This is a genomic window from Micromonospora sp. PTRAS2 (assembly GCF_054052245.1).
The window spans coordinates 732,697-750,080 of record NZ_JBSWBU010000002.1; the positions used below are offsets into that span (position 1 = coordinate 732,697).

Annotated in this window: 16 protein-coding genes; 8 read left to right on the forward strand and 8 right to left on the reverse strand. The window is 71.7% G+C overall.

Features of this window, described 5'->3' with window-relative positions; all coding sequences use genetic code 11:
* Positions 1 to 12 precede the first annotated feature (12 nt).
* Together ACVMYR_RS09115 and ACVMYR_RS09120 are read left to right on the forward strand one after the other, a co-directional pair.
* Positions 13 to 1,071, forward strand: coding sequence for a glycosyltransferase family 2 protein (locus ACVMYR_RS09115; RefSeq protein ID WP_457121544.1), 1,059 nt, complete (start codon positions 13 to 15; stop codon positions 1,069 to 1,071).
* Positions 1,068 to 2,249, forward strand: coding sequence for an endonuclease/exonuclease/phosphatase family protein (locus tag ACVMYR_RS09120; protein ID WP_457121545.1), 1,182 nt, complete (start codon positions 1,068 to 1,070; stop codon positions 2,247 to 2,249). Before ACVMYR_RS09115 ends, ACVMYR_RS09120 begins: the two co-directional genes overlap by 4 nt.
* A gap of 126 nt (positions 2,250 to 2,375) precedes the next feature.
* Here ACVMYR_RS09120 and ACVMYR_RS09125 read toward each other — a convergent pair whose 3' ends face one another.
* The gene (locus ACVMYR_RS09125) at positions 2,376 to 3,329 is read right to left on the reverse strand and encodes an aldo/keto reductase (protein WP_077936349.1); all 954 of its coding nucleotides are present in this window, start codon (positions 3,327 to 3,329) and stop codon (positions 2,376 to 2,378) included.
* Between the two features lie 229 nt (positions 3,330 to 3,558).
* Between ACVMYR_RS09125 and ACVMYR_RS09130 the strand changes: the two genes are divergently transcribed.
* From ACVMYR_RS09130 to ACVMYR_RS09140, 3 genes are all read left to right on the forward strand, one after another.
* Positions 3,559 to 4,758, forward strand: coding sequence for a glycosyltransferase (locus tag ACVMYR_RS09130; RefSeq protein WP_457121546.1), 1,200 nt, complete (start codon positions 3,559 to 3,561; stop codon positions 4,756 to 4,758).
* A 37-nt stretch (positions 4,759 to 4,795) separates the two neighbouring features.
* A complete protein-coding gene (locus ACVMYR_RS09135; protein ID WP_043962040.1) occupies positions 4,796 to 5,257 on the forward strand; it encodes an S-adenosylmethionine decarboxylase family protein in 462 nt (153 codons plus the stop codon).
* Between the two features lie 436 nt (positions 5,258 to 5,693).
* A complete protein-coding gene (locus ACVMYR_RS09140) occupies positions 5,694 to 6,725 on the forward strand; it encodes a glycoside hydrolase family 11 protein (RefSeq protein WP_396789426.1) in 1,032 nt (343 codons plus the stop codon).
* Between the two features lie 84 nt (positions 6,726 to 6,809).
* Here ACVMYR_RS09140 and ACVMYR_RS09145 read toward each other — a convergent pair whose 3' ends face one another.
* Positions 6,810 to 7,394, reverse strand: coding sequence for a MerR family transcriptional regulator (locus ACVMYR_RS09145; RefSeq protein ID WP_091284091.1), 585 nt, complete (start codon positions 7,392 to 7,394; stop codon positions 6,810 to 6,812).
* A 953-nt stretch (positions 7,395 to 8,347) separates the two neighbouring features.
* Here ACVMYR_RS09145 and ACVMYR_RS09150 point away from each other — a divergent pair.
* Positions 8,348 to 8,794, forward strand: coding sequence for a hypothetical protein (locus ACVMYR_RS09150; RefSeq protein WP_043962037.1), 447 nt, complete (start codon positions 8,348 to 8,350; stop codon positions 8,792 to 8,794).
* 82 nt (positions 8,795 to 8,876) lie between these two features.
* On the opposite strand, the gene ACVMYR_RS09155 is transcribed toward ACVMYR_RS09150, so the two are convergent.
* Genes ACVMYR_RS09155 through ACVMYR_RS09170 form a run of 4 tightly spaced genes read right to left on the reverse strand, consistent with a single transcriptional unit; the run spans position 8,877 to position 12,401 of the window.
* Positions 8,877 to 10,088, reverse strand: a complete 1,212-nt coding sequence (locus tag ACVMYR_RS09155) for an ABC transporter permease (protein ID WP_457121547.1) — start codon at positions 10,086 to 10,088, stop codon at positions 8,877 to 8,879.
* Positions 10,085 to 10,777: an ABC transporter ATP-binding protein gene (locus tag ACVMYR_RS09160; RefSeq protein WP_091284095.1), complete on the reverse strand. Its 693-nt coding sequence runs from the start codon at positions 10,775 to 10,777 to the stop codon at positions 10,085 to 10,087. The genes ACVMYR_RS09155 and ACVMYR_RS09160 overlap by 4 nt, the downstream gene beginning before the upstream one ends.
* Positions 10,774 to 11,859: a peptidoglycan-binding domain-containing protein gene (locus ACVMYR_RS09165; RefSeq protein WP_457121548.1), complete on the reverse strand. Its 1,086-nt coding sequence runs from the start codon at positions 11,857 to 11,859 to the stop codon at positions 10,774 to 10,776. The genes ACVMYR_RS09160 and ACVMYR_RS09165 overlap by 4 nt, the downstream gene beginning before the upstream one ends.
* Positions 11,856 to 12,401 (reverse strand): hypothetical protein, encoded by a 546-nt coding sequence (locus ACVMYR_RS09170; RefSeq protein WP_457121549.1) that lies wholly within the window; start codon positions 12,399 to 12,401, stop codon positions 11,856 to 11,858. The genes ACVMYR_RS09165 and ACVMYR_RS09170 overlap by 4 nt, the downstream gene beginning before the upstream one ends.
* Positions 12,402 to 12,577: 176 nt before the next feature.
* On the opposite strand from ACVMYR_RS09170, the gene ACVMYR_RS09175 reads away from it, so the two are divergent.
* Together ACVMYR_RS09175 and ACVMYR_RS09180 are read left to right on the forward strand one after the other, a co-directional pair.
* Positions 12,578 to 13,237, forward strand: coding sequence for a response regulator transcription factor (locus ACVMYR_RS09175; protein WP_077936340.1), 660 nt, complete (start codon positions 12,578 to 12,580; stop codon positions 13,235 to 13,237).
* Between the two features lie 17 nt (positions 13,238 to 13,254).
* A complete protein-coding gene (locus ACVMYR_RS09180; protein ID WP_457121550.1) occupies positions 13,255 to 14,436 on the forward strand; it encodes a sensor histidine kinase in 1,182 nt (393 codons plus the stop codon).
* Positions 14,437 to 14,444: 8 nt separating this feature from the next.
* Here the strand turns inward: ACVMYR_RS09180 and ACVMYR_RS09185 are convergent, their stop codons facing one another.
* On the reverse strand, positions 14,445 to 15,542 hold the full coding sequence (locus tag ACVMYR_RS09185) for a hypothetical protein (protein ID WP_457121551.1): 1,098 nt from the start codon (positions 15,540 to 15,542) through the stop codon (positions 14,445 to 14,447).
* Positions 15,543 to 15,653: 111 nt separating this feature from the next.
* Positions 15,654 to 17,255 carry a glycoside hydrolase family 44 protein gene (locus ACVMYR_RS09190; protein WP_457121552.1) on the reverse strand — a complete coding sequence of 534 codons (1,602 nt, stop codon included), beginning with the start codon at positions 17,253 to 17,255 and terminating at the stop codon, positions 15,654 to 15,656.
* Between the last annotated feature and the right edge of the window lie 129 nt (positions 17,256 to 17,384).

A 17,384-nucleotide genomic window follows, 5' to 3' on the forward strand; every position in this document is an offset into this window, starting at 1 on the left:
GGAGACAGCCCCATGACGACCCCGACCGCGAACCCGCTGGTCTCGGTGATCATCCCGAACTACAACTACGGCAACTCCATCGGCAGGTGCATCGACGCCGCGCTGGGGCAGACCTACCAGCCGATCGAGGTGATCGTGGTCGACGACCACAGCACCGACGACTCGCTCGCCAAGGCCCGTCAGCGGCCGGTGACGGTGCTCCAGACCCCGCGTAACAGCGGGGTGGCCGTCGCCCGCAACACCGGCGCCGCGGCGGCCCGCGGCGAGATCCTCTTCTTCGTCGACTCCGACGTGGCGCTGCGCCCGGACGCGGTGCAGCTGGCGGTCGCCGAGCTGGCCGCCCACCCCGATTACGGCGCGGTCTGCGGCATCTACGAGGAGGACCCGCTGATCCGCGACAGCATCGTCGAGGAGTGCCGGGTGCTCCAGGCGTACTCCTGGCGGATGGCGTCCCTCGGCGAGGTCAGCTTCCTGTTCTCGTCGCTGACCGCGATCCCCCGCCGGGTCTTCGAGGAGGTCGGCCCGTTCAATCCCCGGCTGCGACAAACCGAGGAGGTCGACTACGGCGAGCGGATGTCGGCCCGTTACCAGATCATGGTCACCGACAAGGTCCGCGGCTGGCACGACGACGACGACGAGCTGTGGCCGCTGCTGCACAAGCTCTACCGCCGGGCCCGGCTGCGGGTGCCGCTGTTCGCCCGGCGGCGGCGCTTCGCCAAGGGCTTCGAGAGCCCGGCCCGCTCCTTCGGCACCGTGGCCGCCCTCGGCGTGCTCGCCAGCCTGCCGCTGGCCGTGCTGCACCCCGCCTGGCTGCTGCTCACCGCCACCCTGTTCGGCATCTCGCTGTCGGCGGACGCGGAGATGTACCGGCACGTGCGCCGCCGCAAGGGCCTGCCGTTCCTGGCCGTGTTCACCGCCGTCGCCTTCGGCACCAACGTGGCGATCGCCGCCGGCATCGCGGTCGGCGCCCTGCAGTGGCTGGTGTCCCGCGACTTCCGCCGGCTGTACGACGCCGACTGGTCGGCCGCCCGCACCCCGTCGTCCCCGACGATGGTCGGGACCACGGCATGAGCCTCCTGCTCGACCCCGTCCCCGGCGCGGCCACCGCCGCGCCGGGGACCCCCGGGGTCACCACCCCCGCCGCACCACAACGCCACGCCGCGGTCAAGCCGGGGTGGCCGCGCCGGGCCCGCTGGCTCGCCGCGCTCACCGCCTGCTGGGCGGTGTTCCTCACGACGTTCCTGCTCCTCACCGGTGGGCACTGGTGGTGGCGGCCCGTCGAGCTGATGCCGCCGCTGGTCTTCGTCGCCGTACCGCTGCTGCTGCTGGCCCTCGCCCCGCTGGCCCGGCCGGCGCGCGCTCGGCTCGCCGTCGCCGCGGTGTGCTGCCTGGCCGTCGGGTTCGACGTGTCGGGCCTGAACCCGGCCGCGCTGTCCGGCGGGCCCACCCCGGCCCCGCCCGGCGCGGTCCGGGTGTTCTCCTGGAACACCGAGTACTGGTACGACGGCTCCGACCCGCAGCGCTTCCACGACTACCTGGCCGCCCAGCAGGCCGACGTCTACCTCCTCCAGGAGTACGTCGGCTGGGACCTGGACCGGCACCGGCCGGTCCGGGTGGACCACGTCGCCGAGCTGCGCCGGCTCTTCCCCGACTACCAGGTGGTGGCCGTCGGGGAGCTGCTCACCATGTCCCGCTACCCGATCGTGGCCTCGCGGGCCCTGGACGGGCTGCCGTACCTGGGCGACCCGGTGCGGCACGGGGTGCCGGCGGACTCGGACTTCGGCGACTACTACCGGCATAAGGTGCTCCGCACCGATCTGCTCGTCGACGGCCGGGTGCTCTCCGTCTACAACGTGCACGTGCCGGTGCAGCTCGACATCTCGATGGACCCCACCGACCCCGAGTTCACCGAGTTCATGCGGGCCCAGGAGGACCGCCGGCAGGCCCACTACCGGGCGCTGCGGGCCGACCTGGCGGGCAACCGGAACGGGCAGCTCGTCGCCGGTGACTTCAACGCCACCTCGGCGATGGGCGAACTGCACGACCTCGCCGGTGGGATGACCGACGTGGCCGAGGCCAGCGGCCTTCTCTACCCGGCGTCCTGGCCGGACAGCAAGCCGTGGTGGCGGCTGGACTGGGCGTTCGTGTCCGGCCCGATGCAGTCCCACGACTACCGGATGGTCGGTCCGCAGGGCCTCTCCGACCACCTCGGACAGCGGTTCACCGTCTCCCTCACCGGCACCGGCTGACCGGCACGCGCGGCCAGCGGCCGGCCCCGTCCCGCTCCCCCCGCCCGGGGAGCGGGACGGGGTTTCTGCGTGGACACACGGCGACCGGGCAGGGGATTCCCCTGCCCGGTCGCCGACGCGGGTGGTTCAGCAGGCCTCGTCGAGGCGCTTGCGCAGCTCGGTCGGGAGGTCCAGGTCGACCGCGGCGAGGGCCTCGTCGAGCTGGGCCACCGAGCTGACCCCGACGATGGGTACGATCGCCGGCTCCCCGCCGATCAGCCAGCTCAGCACCACCTGGTTGACGGTGACGCCCAGCTCGTCCGCCACCTCGCGCAGCGCCTGGAGCCGCCGCTCGGTGCCCGGGTGCTGGTAGTGCTCCGGCAGCGGCTTGTCCGGCCGGGTGTACGAGCCCCACAGCAGGGTGCTGTACGCGAACATGGTCAGCCCCCGGCTGCGGACGAGGTCCAGCAGCTCGTCGCTGGCGTGCACGTGCCCGCCCTCGGGCAGCGCCGTCGCCGGGCGGGGCAGCAGGTAGGAGTAGCGCTGCTGCACCGCCGTGTACGGCGTCCAGCCCCGCGCCTCGGCCAGCGCCCGGGTCTCGGCCAGCCGCCAGGCGGCGTGGTTGCTGGCCCCCAGCGTCCGCACCTTCCCCTCGGTCACCGCCTCGTGGAACGTCGCCAGGGTCTGCTCGTCGGGGGTGTCGCGGTCCTCCCGGTGCGAGTAGTACAGGTCCAGGTGGTCCACGCCGAGCCGCTGGAGCGAGCCGGCCAGCTGGGTGCGGATCACCTCCGGGGCGAGCCCCTCGGCCCCGCCGTGCGCGCCGGGCCCGGAGCCCACCTTCGACGCCAGCACCAGGCCGTCCCGGCCGCCCCGGCGGGACAGCCACCGGCCGAGCACCGTCTCGCTCTCGCCGCCGACCCCGTTGGGGACCCAGAACGAGTAGCAGTTGGCGGTGTCGATGGTGGTGCCGCCCGCCTCGACGAAGCGGTCCAGGATCGCGAACGAGGTCTCCTCGTCCACTTCGGTGCCGAACGCCATCGCGCCGAGGCAGAGCTGGCTGACCTGGATCCCCGCGCCGCCGGACAACTCGCGTTGCCTCATGAGTCCCTCCCAGAGTGTGACGGTCCGTCGCGCCCAGGATAGGGACGGCAACCCTCCGCAGGCCCGCTCCTGATCGATATCTACGACCTTCGGCGCAGGGTAGATGGCACCCAGGGCGCATCTGTGCCGACGGCGGACGTCGCCACCTTGTTGCCGCGGTTGCCGGCTTCCTACAGTCGCCGCAGGGCACCGGCCACAGCGGTGCGGTGCCCGGAAGGAGGATGACACCATGCGGGTCGGCCTGGTTCCCGGCGTGTGGTCGTACGGCCTCGGCTCGGTCTCCACCGTGCTCAGCGTGTACGAGGCGGTTCGCCTCGCGGGGCACACGCCGGTGCTGTTCGCCAGCCCACACTTCCGGCCCCTGCTGGACCGGCTGGGCGTGCCGGCGGTGCCGATCCCCGGGCCGGAGACCGCGCCGTACCCCGACGCGACGACCGCCCTGCGCCTGGACGACCTGCTGTCCCGGTCCGCGTACGCCGACCCCGACCTGGTGGAGACCGTCCTGGCCGCGCAGTTGCGGGAGTTCCGCGCCCGCCGGGTGCAGGTGCTCTTCCACGACTACGACCTGACCTCGGTGGTCGCCGGGTCGCTCGCCGGCATCCCCGTGGTCAGCCCGGTCACCTGGCCGGACCACCGTCTCTTCGGGCGGGGCAGTGACAGCTGGGCGCCGGTGGACACCCGGGCGCTGGCCGCGTTCCGGCCGGCGCTGAGCCGCAGCCGGGCACCGGAGCCCCAGTCCCTGTCGGAGGTGCTCTTCACCTGGAGCACCCGCCTGGTCTACCCGCTGGCCCCCGAGATGGACCCGCTGGTCGCGCGGCACAGCACCGGCGAGTACGTCGGCCAGCTCACCGCGGCGTCCCTGGACCGGCACCTCGTCACCGGGCCGGTGGACTGGCCCCGGCCGGGGCAGCGCGGGCTGCTGGCCTACACCAGCGGGCCGCCGATGGACGCCGACTGGTACTACCGGCACTGCCTCGCGGCGTTCGAGGGCTCGGACGTCGACGTGCTGATCGCCTCGGGCAGCACCGACACGGCCCCGCCCCGGGTGTCGCCGCAGGGCAACGTGCAGGCGTGGCCGCTGCTGCCGATGCGCAACCTGCTCGGGCGGGCCAGGGCGCTGCTCTGCCACGGCGGCCGGGGCACGCTCGCCAGCGCGGTGCACGCCGGCGTGCCGCTGCTGGTCTTCCCCGGCGGGGACCCGGAACGCGAGTACTTCGCCGACATGCTGGCCCGCCAGGGGCTGGCCGCCAACTGCGGGGACGACGACTGGCGTCCGGAGCGGCTCCGGGAGCTCGTCGACCGCGCCGGCAGCGTCCGGCCGTCCCGCCCCGCCCGGGCCGCCGCGCCGCCGACCGGTCCGGCCCGCGTCGTCTCGATCATGCAGGAACTGACCGCCGACCCGGTCCGGCTGCTGTCCCACGCCGGCTGACTCCGCACCGACATCCCACCGACAAGGAGAACGACCGATGACCGGGCACCCTGGTGACCATCCGATCGACGACCACTACGGCGACGAGCTGACCCTGCGGCTGTCGGCGGTCACCGACACCCGCGCCCTGGACGACGGCGAGGCCCTGCACACCTTCATGCGCGACCTCGTCGCCCGCATCGGCATGACCGTGATCGCCGGGCCGCTGGTCGCCAGCGAGGACGGCCCGCCGCACCAGGCCGGCAAGTCGGCCGTGGTGATCCTCGCCGAGTCGCACGCCGCCATCCACACCTATCCGGGGCTGCGGGAGGTGTTCGTGAACATCTTCTCCTGCAAGCCGTTCCGCGAGGCCGACGTGCTCGACGAGCTGGCCGGGCTGGTCGGCGGGTTCGAGATCAGCGAGCGGTCCCTGACCCGCCGGGGTGAGAACTGGCCCCGTGCGCTCGGGCCGGCGGCCCGGCTGTGGCGCAGCCAGCGGCTCGCGGCGGTGGGTGCCTGACGGGCGGCACGCGGCGCGGGGCCGGCCGGTCAGCGCGGCCGGCAGCGTGACGGTGGTTCCGGAAGTTTCGAAGATCCGGCTCCGGATCACCCGTGCCCGCCCCGCGAGGGCGCATGACCATGCGGAACGCGATCCGCAGGCGCTGCGGCCGGCCCACCGGCGGCCACCCTCGGCCCGCACCCCGAGAGAAACAAGTTTCGGGAATATTTCGGAAAATCGTTGACAGACCCAAATTCGGCGTCTTACGTTCGTCATCGACGGTTCTCAATGCTGTCGATGTCACCCCCCGCGACCCCGTCCCGGTCGTACCCGAGGACCGCCCGCCCACCGTGTGGTGAGACGCCGAACGACCGGCTGCCGCGCCTGGCCGCCGACAGCCCGCCGGGTCGCACCGCGGCGCTGGCCACCACCAGCTGTCACGAGGAGGAACACGCTAATGAACCACACCTCGACCAGACCGCGAAGGGGCAGCCGACTGCGGCTGCTCCTCGGCGCCGCGTGCGCCGCAGCGCTGGCCGTCACCGGCACGTTCATCGCCTCGCCCAACGCGTACGCCGAGGCCGACCGGACGCTCACCTCCAACCTCACCGGCACGCACAACGGCTACTACTTCTCGTTCTGGAAGGACAACGGCAACGCCAGCATGACGCTGCGCGCCGACGGCCGTTACAGCAGCAGCTGGGACCGGAGCACCAACAACTGGGTCGGCGGCAAGGGCTGGGCCACCGGCACCCGACGGACGGTCAGCTATTCGGCCAACTACAACCCGGGCAACAACAACACCTACCTCGCCCTGTACGGCTGGACGCGCAACCCGCTCATCGAGTACTACGTGGTGGAGAACTTCGGCAGCTACAACCCGAGCACCGGGGCCACCAGGCTGGGCACGGTGACCACCGACGGCGGCACCTACGACATCCTGCGCAGCCTACGGACCAACGCCCCGTCGATCGACGGCATCCAGACGTTCTACCAGTACTGGAGCGTCCGCCAGCAGAAGCGCAGCAGCGGCACCATCACGGTCGCCAACCACTTCGACGCCTGGGCCCGCGCCGGCCTCAACCTCGGCACCAACCACAGCTACCAGATCATGGCCACCGAGGGCTACCAGAGCAGCGGCAGCTCCGACGTCACCGTCTGGGAGGGCGGTGGGAGCAACCCCACCACCGGTCCGACCAGCGGCCCGACCACCCCGCCCGCGGGCGGCAACTGCACCGCGGTGCTGTCGCCCGCCGAGCAGTGGGGTGACCGGTTCAACCTGAACGTGGCGGTCAGCGGCACCAACAACTGGGTGGTCACCCTCGGCCTCGGCGGGGGCCAGAGCATCCAGAACAGCTGGAACGCCTCGGTCAGCGGCACCACCGGCACCGTCACCGCCAGGCCGAACGGCAACGGCAACAACTTCGGCATCACGATCATGGCCAACGGAAACTGGAACTGGCCGACGGTCACCTGCCGGACCGGCTGACGCCGGCCCGGGCGAACCATGCGGGTGGCGTGCCGGCCGAGCCGGCGCGCCACCCGTCGCCGCAGGTCCACGACGCCGACGGCGTCAGGCGGCCGGCGCGGCCCTGGTCTGCAGCCCGACCCGCAACGCCTCGACGACGAGGTCGAGCAGTTCGTCCCGATGGGAGACACCGCCGGGCACCAGACAGAGCAGCTCGGCGCCCACCCGGCTGAGCAGTTCGTCGGCGAGCGGCGCGATCGCGGTCACCGAGCCGGCAAGAACGTGCAGCACCTCGGTCAGCGGAGCGTCCGGCCGGCTCGCGACCCTCGCGGCCAGCACCGCACGAGCGCCCCGGACGCTGAACGCGCCGTCCGGGCGCGGCAGGAGGACTCCACTGTCGATCAGCGGGCGGGTCAGGCTCGGGTCGGCACGCAGCACCTGGTCGATCGTCCGGTTCGGCAGGATGAACTTGCCGATCACCCCGTCCGGGTCGAGCAGCGCACAGATCGTCTCCAGCGAAAGGCCCTGTCCCTGCAGAAGCGCGACGGTCCGCATTCGGTTGAGGTGGGGACGGTCGTAGTAGGGCGTCCGGCCGACCCGGTTCGGCGGCTGAAGCAGCCCGCGGGTGTGGTAGGAGCGGATGGTCCGCGGGGTGAGCCATACCTCGGCCGCGAGCTGATCGATAGTCATCAAGAGTATCCCCTGCCTCCGCTTGTTGCCGCAGCAGCCCGGAGCCAGTGGCGACCGCCGGGCCCAGTGAGCCTCGGGCTGTCCACTTTCTGCCGAACCGCAGTGTCGTCACCCATCGGGCCAGCCCCGAGTGGTATACGCCGCAGATCGTCGAGCGACATTCCACATCCCCCGGACCGTGATTGTGGCAGCGGCGCTATAAGCAAAACATAAAGGGCCTCCGACAGACGCTCGTCGCGTGTGTGCCGACCCGCGTATAGAGGCGCGTCACCAACCGGCCACGTCCGCCACATCCGCATGACAAGTGAGCCGAGTGCAACCGGACACCGCGTCACACTGACCGGGATGTTCGTGATGTATGCATGGTGACGCTTCGCGGCCTACAGAGTTTCTGCGGCACAATGCCACTTCTTTAGTGGCACCCGGCGAACGTCGGTCCACCCGGATCGACGAGCGCACTCCCGCCATCCGACGCCGACGGCGTTCGCGCCCACGAGCCATCTCACCCGAGCACCAGGCGGCAGGGTCACGCCGCGGAATTCCCACACGGAACGGCGCACCGAGAGGCGTCGAACCCGGCCGGGCGGCTATCCACGTTGGGCAATTTGGGCGCCGCTTAGCCACCTGCGCCCAACCCGGAGGATCTGACCGTCCCAGCCGAAGCCATCAACACCACCCCGACGGCCGGGCATTCGCTCTCGCTGACCCCGTCGGGCGAAGCACTCGCATCATATGAAGCTCATGAGACAGTCGGTTGTCGATGGGTCGCGAGGGGGGAACTGCAGGCCCTTCGGACCACCATCGGGAGGATGATCGGATGAGTCAAGAACCGCATAAACATTCACCCGACACCATGTCGCGGAAGGAATCGCTTCCATTTATTTGCGCCCCGCCGGTCGCTGCCGATGCTTGTCGGTGTCCGTCCCCCACGAGGGCTCCATGGAGGTCCCAGGATGAACGTTCCGACCAAGCTCCGGCGCGACGGCCAGAGCATCCGCACTCTCCTGCTCCAGCTGACGCTGGCGGTAGCGATGATCTTCGCGGCCACCGCGGTGGCCGCGCCCGCCCAGGCCGGTCCCAAGACGGCACCCACCACCAGCACCGAGGCCGCGGTCGGTTCGGCCGCCGCGCCGACCGCCGTGCCGTCCGGGGCCAAGGTGCTCGGCAAGGACTCGGTGTTCGGGCCGGCGGCTTCCTACAGCTACAACGTGTACTACTACCCGCCCAACTACGTCGAGGCCTACTACACCGTGTACTCGGGAGCGGTCAGCTTCGGCGTGTACTGCTCGGCCTGGGGCTGGGTCGACGGCCCCTACGTCGGGGTCGGCTCCTGGGTGAGCCGCGTCGACTGCGGCGCGTACGGGCCGGCGACCGCGTTCCGGTTCCAGACCATCGGCTGATCCCGCCCGGTGCGGCCCCCCGGTTCTCCGGGGGGCCGCACCCGTGCCCGGGGCCGACCGGCGGGCGGCCAGCACCGGCCGGTCAGTTCGTGCTCAACGCCTCGGTCGGCGCGAGCCGGGCCGCGCGGGCCGCAGGATAGACACCCGCCAGCACACCGGTGCCGACCGCCACCGCGAGCCCACCGAGCAGGGCCGCCGGCGGCAGGACCGCCGGCCATCGCTCGGCTACGGCGTAGCCGGCCGTGACCGCCGAGCCGAGCAGTATTCCCAGCGCGCCACCGATGCCGGTGAGCAGCACGGACTCGGCCAGGAACTGACTGGCGACATGTCCGCGGCTGGCACCGAGCGCCCGGCGCAGCCCGATCTCCCGGCGCCGTTCGAGCACCGAGATGATCATCGTGTTGGCCACCCCGATCCCGCCGACCAGCAGCGCGACCGCGCCGAGTCCCAGGAACAACGAGGAGTACGCCTGCTCGACCAGACGTTGCGCGGCGAGCGCGTCGGACGGCCGGGAGACGAGCACCTCCTCGGGCCGCTGCGGGTTCGCCGTACGCCCGAGGACCGCCCGTACGTCGTCGACGGCCTCGTCGTCCACCCGGACGAAGATCGCCTGCGGGCGGCCGTCGAAGCCGAGGTAGCGCTGCGCCGCCGGCCAGCCGACCAGGACCGAGTTGTCGATCTCCGGAGTGAGTGGAAGCCGGTCGAGCACCCCGATGGCCACGTACCAACGGTCGTTGATCCAGACCGGCGGGGCCGGTTCACCCGGGCGCGGCTCGACGCCCAGCAGCTCGCTGGCCCGCGCGCCCAGCACCACGGCCGGGTACTGCTCGGTGACCCGGTCGAGGAACGCCCCGACGCGCATCGTCGACCTGAGCACGGCCGGCAGGTCGAGTCGGGCGGCGGCGACCGCGAGGCCGTTGGTCTGGCCCTCCGGCACCAGGTTGGTCCGTCGCACCTTGGCTGAGGTGTAGCCGATGGCGGAGGCCGACTGCACCGGTGCGATGCGTTGGATCATCGGCACCGACTCCGCAGGGAGCTGCGCCCGTTCACCGGTGACCAGGTTCTGGCCTGGAGTGACGGTGAGCAGGTTCGGCCCCAGCGCGGCCAGCCCCGCCCGCACCGCGGCCTGATTGGACGCCGGGATCCCGATCACCGCGATCAGGGCGGCGATCCCGATGGTGATCCCGAGGGCCGCCAGCACCGTACGCGCCGGACGGGCCCGGACGCCGACCGTGGCGAGCCCGAGCAGGTCGGGCAACGACAGCCGGGCGGGCGGTGGCAGTCGTACGGTCATCCGGCCACCGCACCCTGCTGGGTCACGTCGGCGCGGATCTGCCCGTCGAGCATCTCCACCCGCCGGGGGAACCGACCGGCGATGCCGAGATCGTGCGTGATCACCACGATCGTGGTGCCCTCGGCGTTGAGCTCCCGGAGCAGGGCGAGCACCTCGCCGCCCACCCGGGAGTCGAGGTTGCCGGTGGGCTCGTCGGCCAGCACGATGCTGGGACGGTTCACCACGGCCCGGGCGATCGCGACCCGCTGCCGCTCCCCGCCGGACAGTTCGGTCGGCAGGTGGTCGGCCCGGTGCGCGAGCCCGACCCGTTCGAGCGCCTCGTCCGCGCGGGCTCGCCGCGACCGGGCGGGGACACCCCGGTAGAGCTGCGCCGTGACCAGGTTCTCCCGTGCGCTCAACCCGTCGGTCAGGTGGAACGACTGGAAGACGAACCCGATCCACGAGGCCCGCAGGGCGGAGAGCCGACGGTCGGTCAGCCGGTCGACCCGGTGCCCGTTGACCCACACCGTCCCGGTCGAGGGCCGGTCGAGGGTGCCCATCAGGTGCAACATGGTCGACTTTCCGGAACCCGACGGCCCGACGACGGCGACCATCTCGCCCGCGTGCACGCGGAGGTTCGCCGCCCGCAGCGCGTGGACGCCGCCCGGATAGACCCTGGAGGCGTTCTCCAGCTCCAGCACGGCGGTCATCCCGCGACCACCACCGGCAGTCCCTCGGCGACCCCGTCGCCGGAGACCTCGACCATGCCGTCGGCGAACAGGCCCAGGTCGACCGCGTGGTACCGCTGCTCGCCCTCGGCCGCCTCGATCCCGTAGCCCCCCTCGCGCAGCGCCACGAGGGCCTCGATCGGCAGGGCGAGCGCACCCGCCCGGCTGGCCCCGTCGAACCGGACGGTGACCGGTCCGGTGTCCACCCTGGTGGCCAGCGCGGAGTCGGTGAAGTCGATCGTCACCGTGAGCGTGGACCGATCGTCCTCGCCGGCACCGACGGCGACCGACCTGACCGTGCCGGTGGTGGACCGTCCGTCGGCCAGGTCGAGGCGGACCTTCGCGTCGGGACGCGCGAAGTGGCGCTGCGCCTCCGCCAGCCCCGCCGTGACCAGCCGCCCGACACCGGTCACGTCGAGCACCTCGCCCTGGGCCGGGCCACCGAGCTGCCCGGTCACCTTGTCGACCCGCACCTCGCCGGGGAGCACCACGACGTCGCCGGGGGCGAGTCGCCCGGTCTCCGGCAGGCCGAGTTCCCGCTGCCACTCCTTGAGCGCCTGCCGGGTGCCCGACCGGAACCTGCCGTCCACCGTGCCGACGTCATAGCCGAGCGCGTCCAGGTTGCGTTCCAGGACCAGCACGTCGGGCCCGGAGGACACCCCGGCGCCGAGGTCCCGGTACATCGGGGTGTTCCCGACCAGCAGCGGGACCGGCTCGGCGTCCACCGCGTAGAGCCGCTCCCCCCGCCTGACCAGCGCGCCGGGGCTGGGCAGCCAGGTGATGGTGCCGGCCCGACGGCCGGTCACCGGGCTGCTCGGCCCGTACCCGACGGTGCCGTCGACCAGGATCCGCTCGACCAGGTCGGTCCTCGTGACCGTCACGGTGCGCCGTGGCGTGGCCTGCTGCGTCGGCTCGGCGGAGACACCCTGGAGCCGGGTGTACGCCGTGACACCGCCGGTGCCCAGCACGGCCACGGCCGCGACGCTCCCGAGCAGCCAGCGCTGTCGCCGCTCGCGCCGCGTCCGCACCGGACCGCCGCCCTGGCTGGTGGCCGCCGCGCTCACGATCCGGCACCGGGCGTGGCTGGCTGGTAGCCCGCCTCCTGTCGGCACCCGCGCAGCTTGGCGAGGACGGTCGGGTTGTCGATGTCGATCCCCGGCGGGATGGCCATGGATCCGGAGCCGCCACCGGAGTGCGGGTCGGGGTCGGGATAGTCGAACCCACCGGCACGCATGCACCTGGCCAGCGCCCGGGCCTGCTCCAGTTCCTCTTCGCTGAGCGGCTGCGGGTTGCCGCCGTTGGGCAGGTGCTGGCGGCACTGGTCCAACGCGGCAAGCTCCCGCTGCTGCTGGCCGGGTGCCTTGGTGGAGTCGACCTTGCCCGAGTCGTGTCCCGAACCGCCACCCAACTCATTGCTGTCACTATTCGCGTCGAGGTCGACTCCACGCTCCTTCATGCACCGCCGGAACTCGTTCTGGTCCGCGCCCAAAGGCGCGCTGGAGACACCGGAAACCGACGCGACCTCGTTACTGCCGACCTTGGCGGCACAGCCGGTGGCCAGCAGTAGCGCGCCCAGCAGGATGGGCGTCAGCCACTCACGACTCATGGCGTTCCTCATTTCAGGGTCCTCTTCCGATCAGGATCATCTCCGACTCAGGAAGATGTCATTGTTGCCAACAGGTGTACCAGCGAGTGGATATTGGTGGCGTAAGCGGCACTTCTTATCTCGAACTTACGAACGATTGGTGCACACTGGAGCCGGTGCCACGAGAAGGGATCTCAATGCGCGTACTGATCGTGGAAGACGAGGCGGTGCTGGCTGAGGCGACGGCCGAAGGGCTGCGCCAGCGGGCCATGGCGGTGGACCTGTGCGCAGACGGCGCGGCCGCGCTGGAGCTGATCAGCATCAACCGCTACGACGTCGTCGTCCTCGATCGCGACCTGCCCGTGGTGCACGGCGACGACGTCTGCCGGGCGATCGTCTCGACCGGCGGTGAGGCCAGAGTGATCATGCTGACCGCCTCGACCGGCCTGGACGAACGGGTGCACGGGCTCAACATCGGCGCGGACGACTACCTGACCAAGCCGTTCGCCCTCGCCGAGCTCGTCGCCCGGGTGCAGGCGCTCGGTCGGCGCGCCAGGCCGGCGCTACCGCCGGTGCTGCGCCGCGCCGGCATCGAACTCGACGTTCCCCGGCACCAGGTGCTCCGGGACGGCCGATTCATCGCGCTGTCCCGGAAGGAATTTGCCGTACTGGAAGTTCTGATGCGGGCCGAAGGCACCGCGGTCAGCGCCGAGGAACTGTTGGAGAAGGCATGGGACGAGCACATCGACCCGTTCACGAACGCCGTTCGGGTGACAATGATGACCTTGCGGAAGAAGCTGGGCAGCCCGGCGGTGATCGAAACGCTCTCCGGAGTGGGCTACCGATTGAGCGGGTAGTCCTGCGTCGCCTGTCGGTGAAGGGGCATCTGGTCCTCATGTGCGGGGGGATCTTTCTGCTCAGCGCCGTCGTCCTGCTGACGATCAACTACATCCTGTTCCGGGCGGCGCTCCCTGCGGTCGCCAGCGGACGAATCGACACCGCCGGCCCGACCCCGACGTCGATGGTGCGACCGCTGAACGCGGAAACGGCCGCCGAATACCGCGTCGACGTCCTCGACACGCTGCTGGTGCAGTCCGGCGTGACGCTCGCCATCACCCTGCTGCTCGCCCTGCTGGTGGGCTGGATCGTCGCCAGCCGCATGCTGCGGCCGGTACGGGTGATGGCCGAGGCGGCGCGCCAGTTCAGCGCCGAGAACCTGGACCAGCGCATCCGGATGCGGGGGCACCGCGACGAGCTGACCGACCTGGCCGACACCTTCGACGAGATGCTCGACCGGCTGTCGGACTCGTTCGACAGCCAACGGCGGTTCGTCGCCAACGCCTCGCACGAACTCCGCACCCCGCTGGCCGCGCAGCGAACCCTGGTCGAGGTGGCGTTGGCCCGCAGGAGCACCGACCCGGACGTACGGGGGCTGTGCTCACGCCTGCTCGCGATGAACGTCCGGATCGAGTCCCTCATCGAGGGGTTGCTGGTGCTGGCCCGCAGCGATCGCGGGCTGGACCACCGCACACCGGTGCGGCTCGACGAGGTGGCCGCCGGGGTGATCGCCGCGCACCGCGCCCGGGCCAGCCAGCACGGCCTGAGCATCCACGCCGACCTGACACCGCAGGTCGTCAACGGCGACCGGGTGCTGCTGGAACGCCTGGTGATCAACCTGGTGGACAACGCGATCAAGTACAACCACCCCGGAGGGCAGGTCTGGGTACGGGTCGGCTCCCCGGGCCCCGTGCTCAGGGTCGACAACACCGGGCCGGTCGTGCCGGTCGACCAGGCCGGCGCGCTGTTCGAGCCGTTCCGGCAGTTGCGCCGGGGCCGGGACAGCGCGGATCACGGGGTGGGTCTGGGGTTGTCGATCGTCGCCTCGATCGCCCGGGCCCACCGCGGATCCGTGCGGGCCCAGCCGCGGCCGACGGGTGGCCTCGTCGTCCTGTTCGACGTGCCGGGATCCGCACCGACCCAGCCACGGGCCGGGCGGTACATCGGCGCGTCGATCGCCTCGGACCGGGCCTACTCGGGCAGGACGGCGCGGAGGTAGGGGATCCGCTACCGGCGGGTGGCGCGCCGCAGCCGGCGGCGAACGCCGCCGTCGACCCGGGTCCTGACCCGCGCCAGGATCTCCTCGTACCGGCGGTCCGCACGCGTGCTGAGCGCCTCGGCCTGCTCCAGCATGGCGACGATCGTCTCGATCGCCGTGCTCAGGACCTGCCCGTCGTCGAGTTCGTCGGGGCTGCGGCTCTGCTTCATGCTGGTCGGCCGGAGCTCCGCCAGGTCGCCCACGACCTGGCACGGATAGTCCCGCAGCTCCTTGATCTGCTGTTCCGCCAGGTCGGCCACCCATCCGGCCCGGTCCAGGCCGACACCGAACTTGAGCCCGTCCTCGCGCTGGCGCAGCACGGAGTCGACCAGGTGACGCTGCACGACCTCCTGGTACGGCCTGCGGAGCGGGTAGCGGTCGCCCAGCGCGAGATTGACCCGGCGCAGCACCTCGGCCTCGGCCGCACCCAACGAGGGGTTCGAGGTGGGTGCCTCCAGTTCGCACAGGTCGTCGGGGATGCCCATGATCCCCGCGAACCGGTGCCACAGGGTGTCGTACGGGGCCCCGGGAGGCGGGACGGTCACCAGGTGGCGGCGGTCGGCGGGCACCAGGTCGCCCCAGCGACGGAGCATCCGGTTCGCGGTGTAGTTCTCCCAGAACGTCTCGAACTCGCCGCGTTCCACCGCGCCGAGGAAGGCGCCGAAGCGCCAGCCGCTGCGGGCCCGGATGCTCTGCTGCCAGGTCGACGGGAGGGTACGCCACAGGTCACGTCCCGCCACCACGACGTGCACCTCGGCGGGCCGCAGGCTCTCCACGGCCCGGGCCGCCTGCGCGCTGCTCGCCCCGCCCAGCCCCTCGTTGCTGATGATCACGTCGCCGGGCCAGTCGCGGGCCTTCGCGGCCAGCCGGTCCCAGGTCCAGCGCAGGTCGGCGTCGCGCCAGGGCACCTGGCGCAGATCGGTCATGGCCGCGTCCTGGGCCCGGGCGCTGGCCGGCAGCAGGATGCCGGCCCGCTTCAGGGCCCGCCTGTTGCTCCAGAGCACGTGCTGCACGAAGGTGCTGCCCGTCTTCGGGGCGCCGACGTGCAGGAAGACGCGTCTGGCCATGCTGCCTCCCGTGGGCGGACCGAGGGGGCCGGTGACGGCCCGGTTCGTGGGCGCCCAGGGTGGCATACGAAGGTGGCGAACAGGTGTCGTCGCGGAAGCCCGCGCCGGGGATCAGCGCTGCGGCAGGACGAGCAGCGTCACGGAGTTCGCCGGGTAGGTCGCGCTGACGCCGCCACGGGTCACCCGGAGGTCCTCACCCCGGACGATCGAGGTGAGGTCGGCCGGGCCGTAGGTGAACCGCTGCGCCCTGTCCCCGCCGCGGAATCCGGCGAGCGCCAACCGGGACGTCAGGTCGCCGCCGGTCTTGTTGACCACCATGACGGTGAGCGCCCTGTCGCACGAGCGTTGCGCGGCGTAGACCGCGAGCTGCCCCTGGTCGCTGCTGACCGCCGACACGCTCACGTCGCCGAACCGGCTGCCGGCCCCGTCGTAGTTCCGGTACATCCGGAAGGCGTACGCACCGGGGTCGGTCGGCTTCGGTTCGCCCCAGATGGTGGCCAGGTCCAGACCCTCGCGCCCGAAGATGCCGAGCACGTCGGCCTGCGCGAGCGCACCGTTGATGTCGTCCAGCGCACCCCAGTTGTATTCGGTGATGGCCACCTTCGTGCCGGGGTAGTACTGCGCGACCCACGCCTTCATCTGGCGGATGAACTGCAACGGCGGGGCGTTCACCCCGCCGGGACCGATCCACGACTCGTCCACGTACGTCGGATCCCACAGCGACCGGGTGGACCGCAGCCGCAGCGCGTTGGCGTCCGGGTCCCTGCCGCCGCTGATCTGCGGGTAGTAGTGCTGGTCGAAGTAGTCGAGGAAGCGCTTCCCGCCGTGGGCGTCGCTGAAGTCCTTCATGTTCTTCAGGTACCACTGGGACAGGTTCAGCCCGCCGTGCGCCGCCGCGTCCGCGCCCGGCGCGCAGCCGTCCACGCCGGACGCCACCCATTCGCAGTAGCCCCAGCCGGACGGGCCGAGCACCGCCGCACGCGGGTCGGCGGCCTTGATGGCCGCGGCGGTCGCCGTGCCCTTGCCGCCCAGCTCGTCGTAGCTCACCGGCTCGGGGTGGACGTCGCGGTGGGTGGAGCTCCACAACACCGGCTCGTTGTCGAGTTCGTAGATCGACACGCCGCCGCGCGCCGCCGGGCCGAACTGGTCGACGAGATGGGACACCATCTCGCCCGCGAACGACGCGTCGGCCGGGACCGACGTGTCCGTGGGGACCGCCCCGGTCAGGTTCGTGTCGGCGTGCCGGCCGTTGCCGCAGTTGGGGTCCCACTGGTCGAACGAGTCCTGCTCCGGAAAGCGGGTGGCCGGGAAGCCGCAGGCGAACGGGTGCGACGAGGGCGAGTCCTTCGCCACCCATCCGATCAACGGCACGGCGACCACCTGCCTGGTCCCCTGGTCCCGGTTCCGCTGGACGAACGCCTCGACCGTGTTGTCGGGCCCGGCCACGATGTTCTCGAAGTACCAGTCGCTGCCCGTGTTGTAGGTATGGTTCCTGAAGTTGTAGCGGCTGCTCGCGTTGCCGCCCCAGCGGGCCACCGGCGTGCCGAGTTCGGCGACGAGCGCGGGGTCGCCCCCGTTCATGCCGTAGATGTCGGGGCTGATCGCGTGCCGGGCAGCGGACACGTCCACGGCCAGGGTGAGCCCCTCGGCAGCCGCCGCCGGGCCGGCGACGGCCTGGGTGGTCAGCAGCCCCGCCACGAGAGATCCGGCCACACCGATCGCCGTGGCGGGACGCGGCCTGCGCCGTCGTCGTGCACCCATCAGAGACTCCCGTCGCCGGTCGGCCCGAGACGGACCGAACCCCCACACACATTACTGACCGTCTATATCATGTCAATTGAT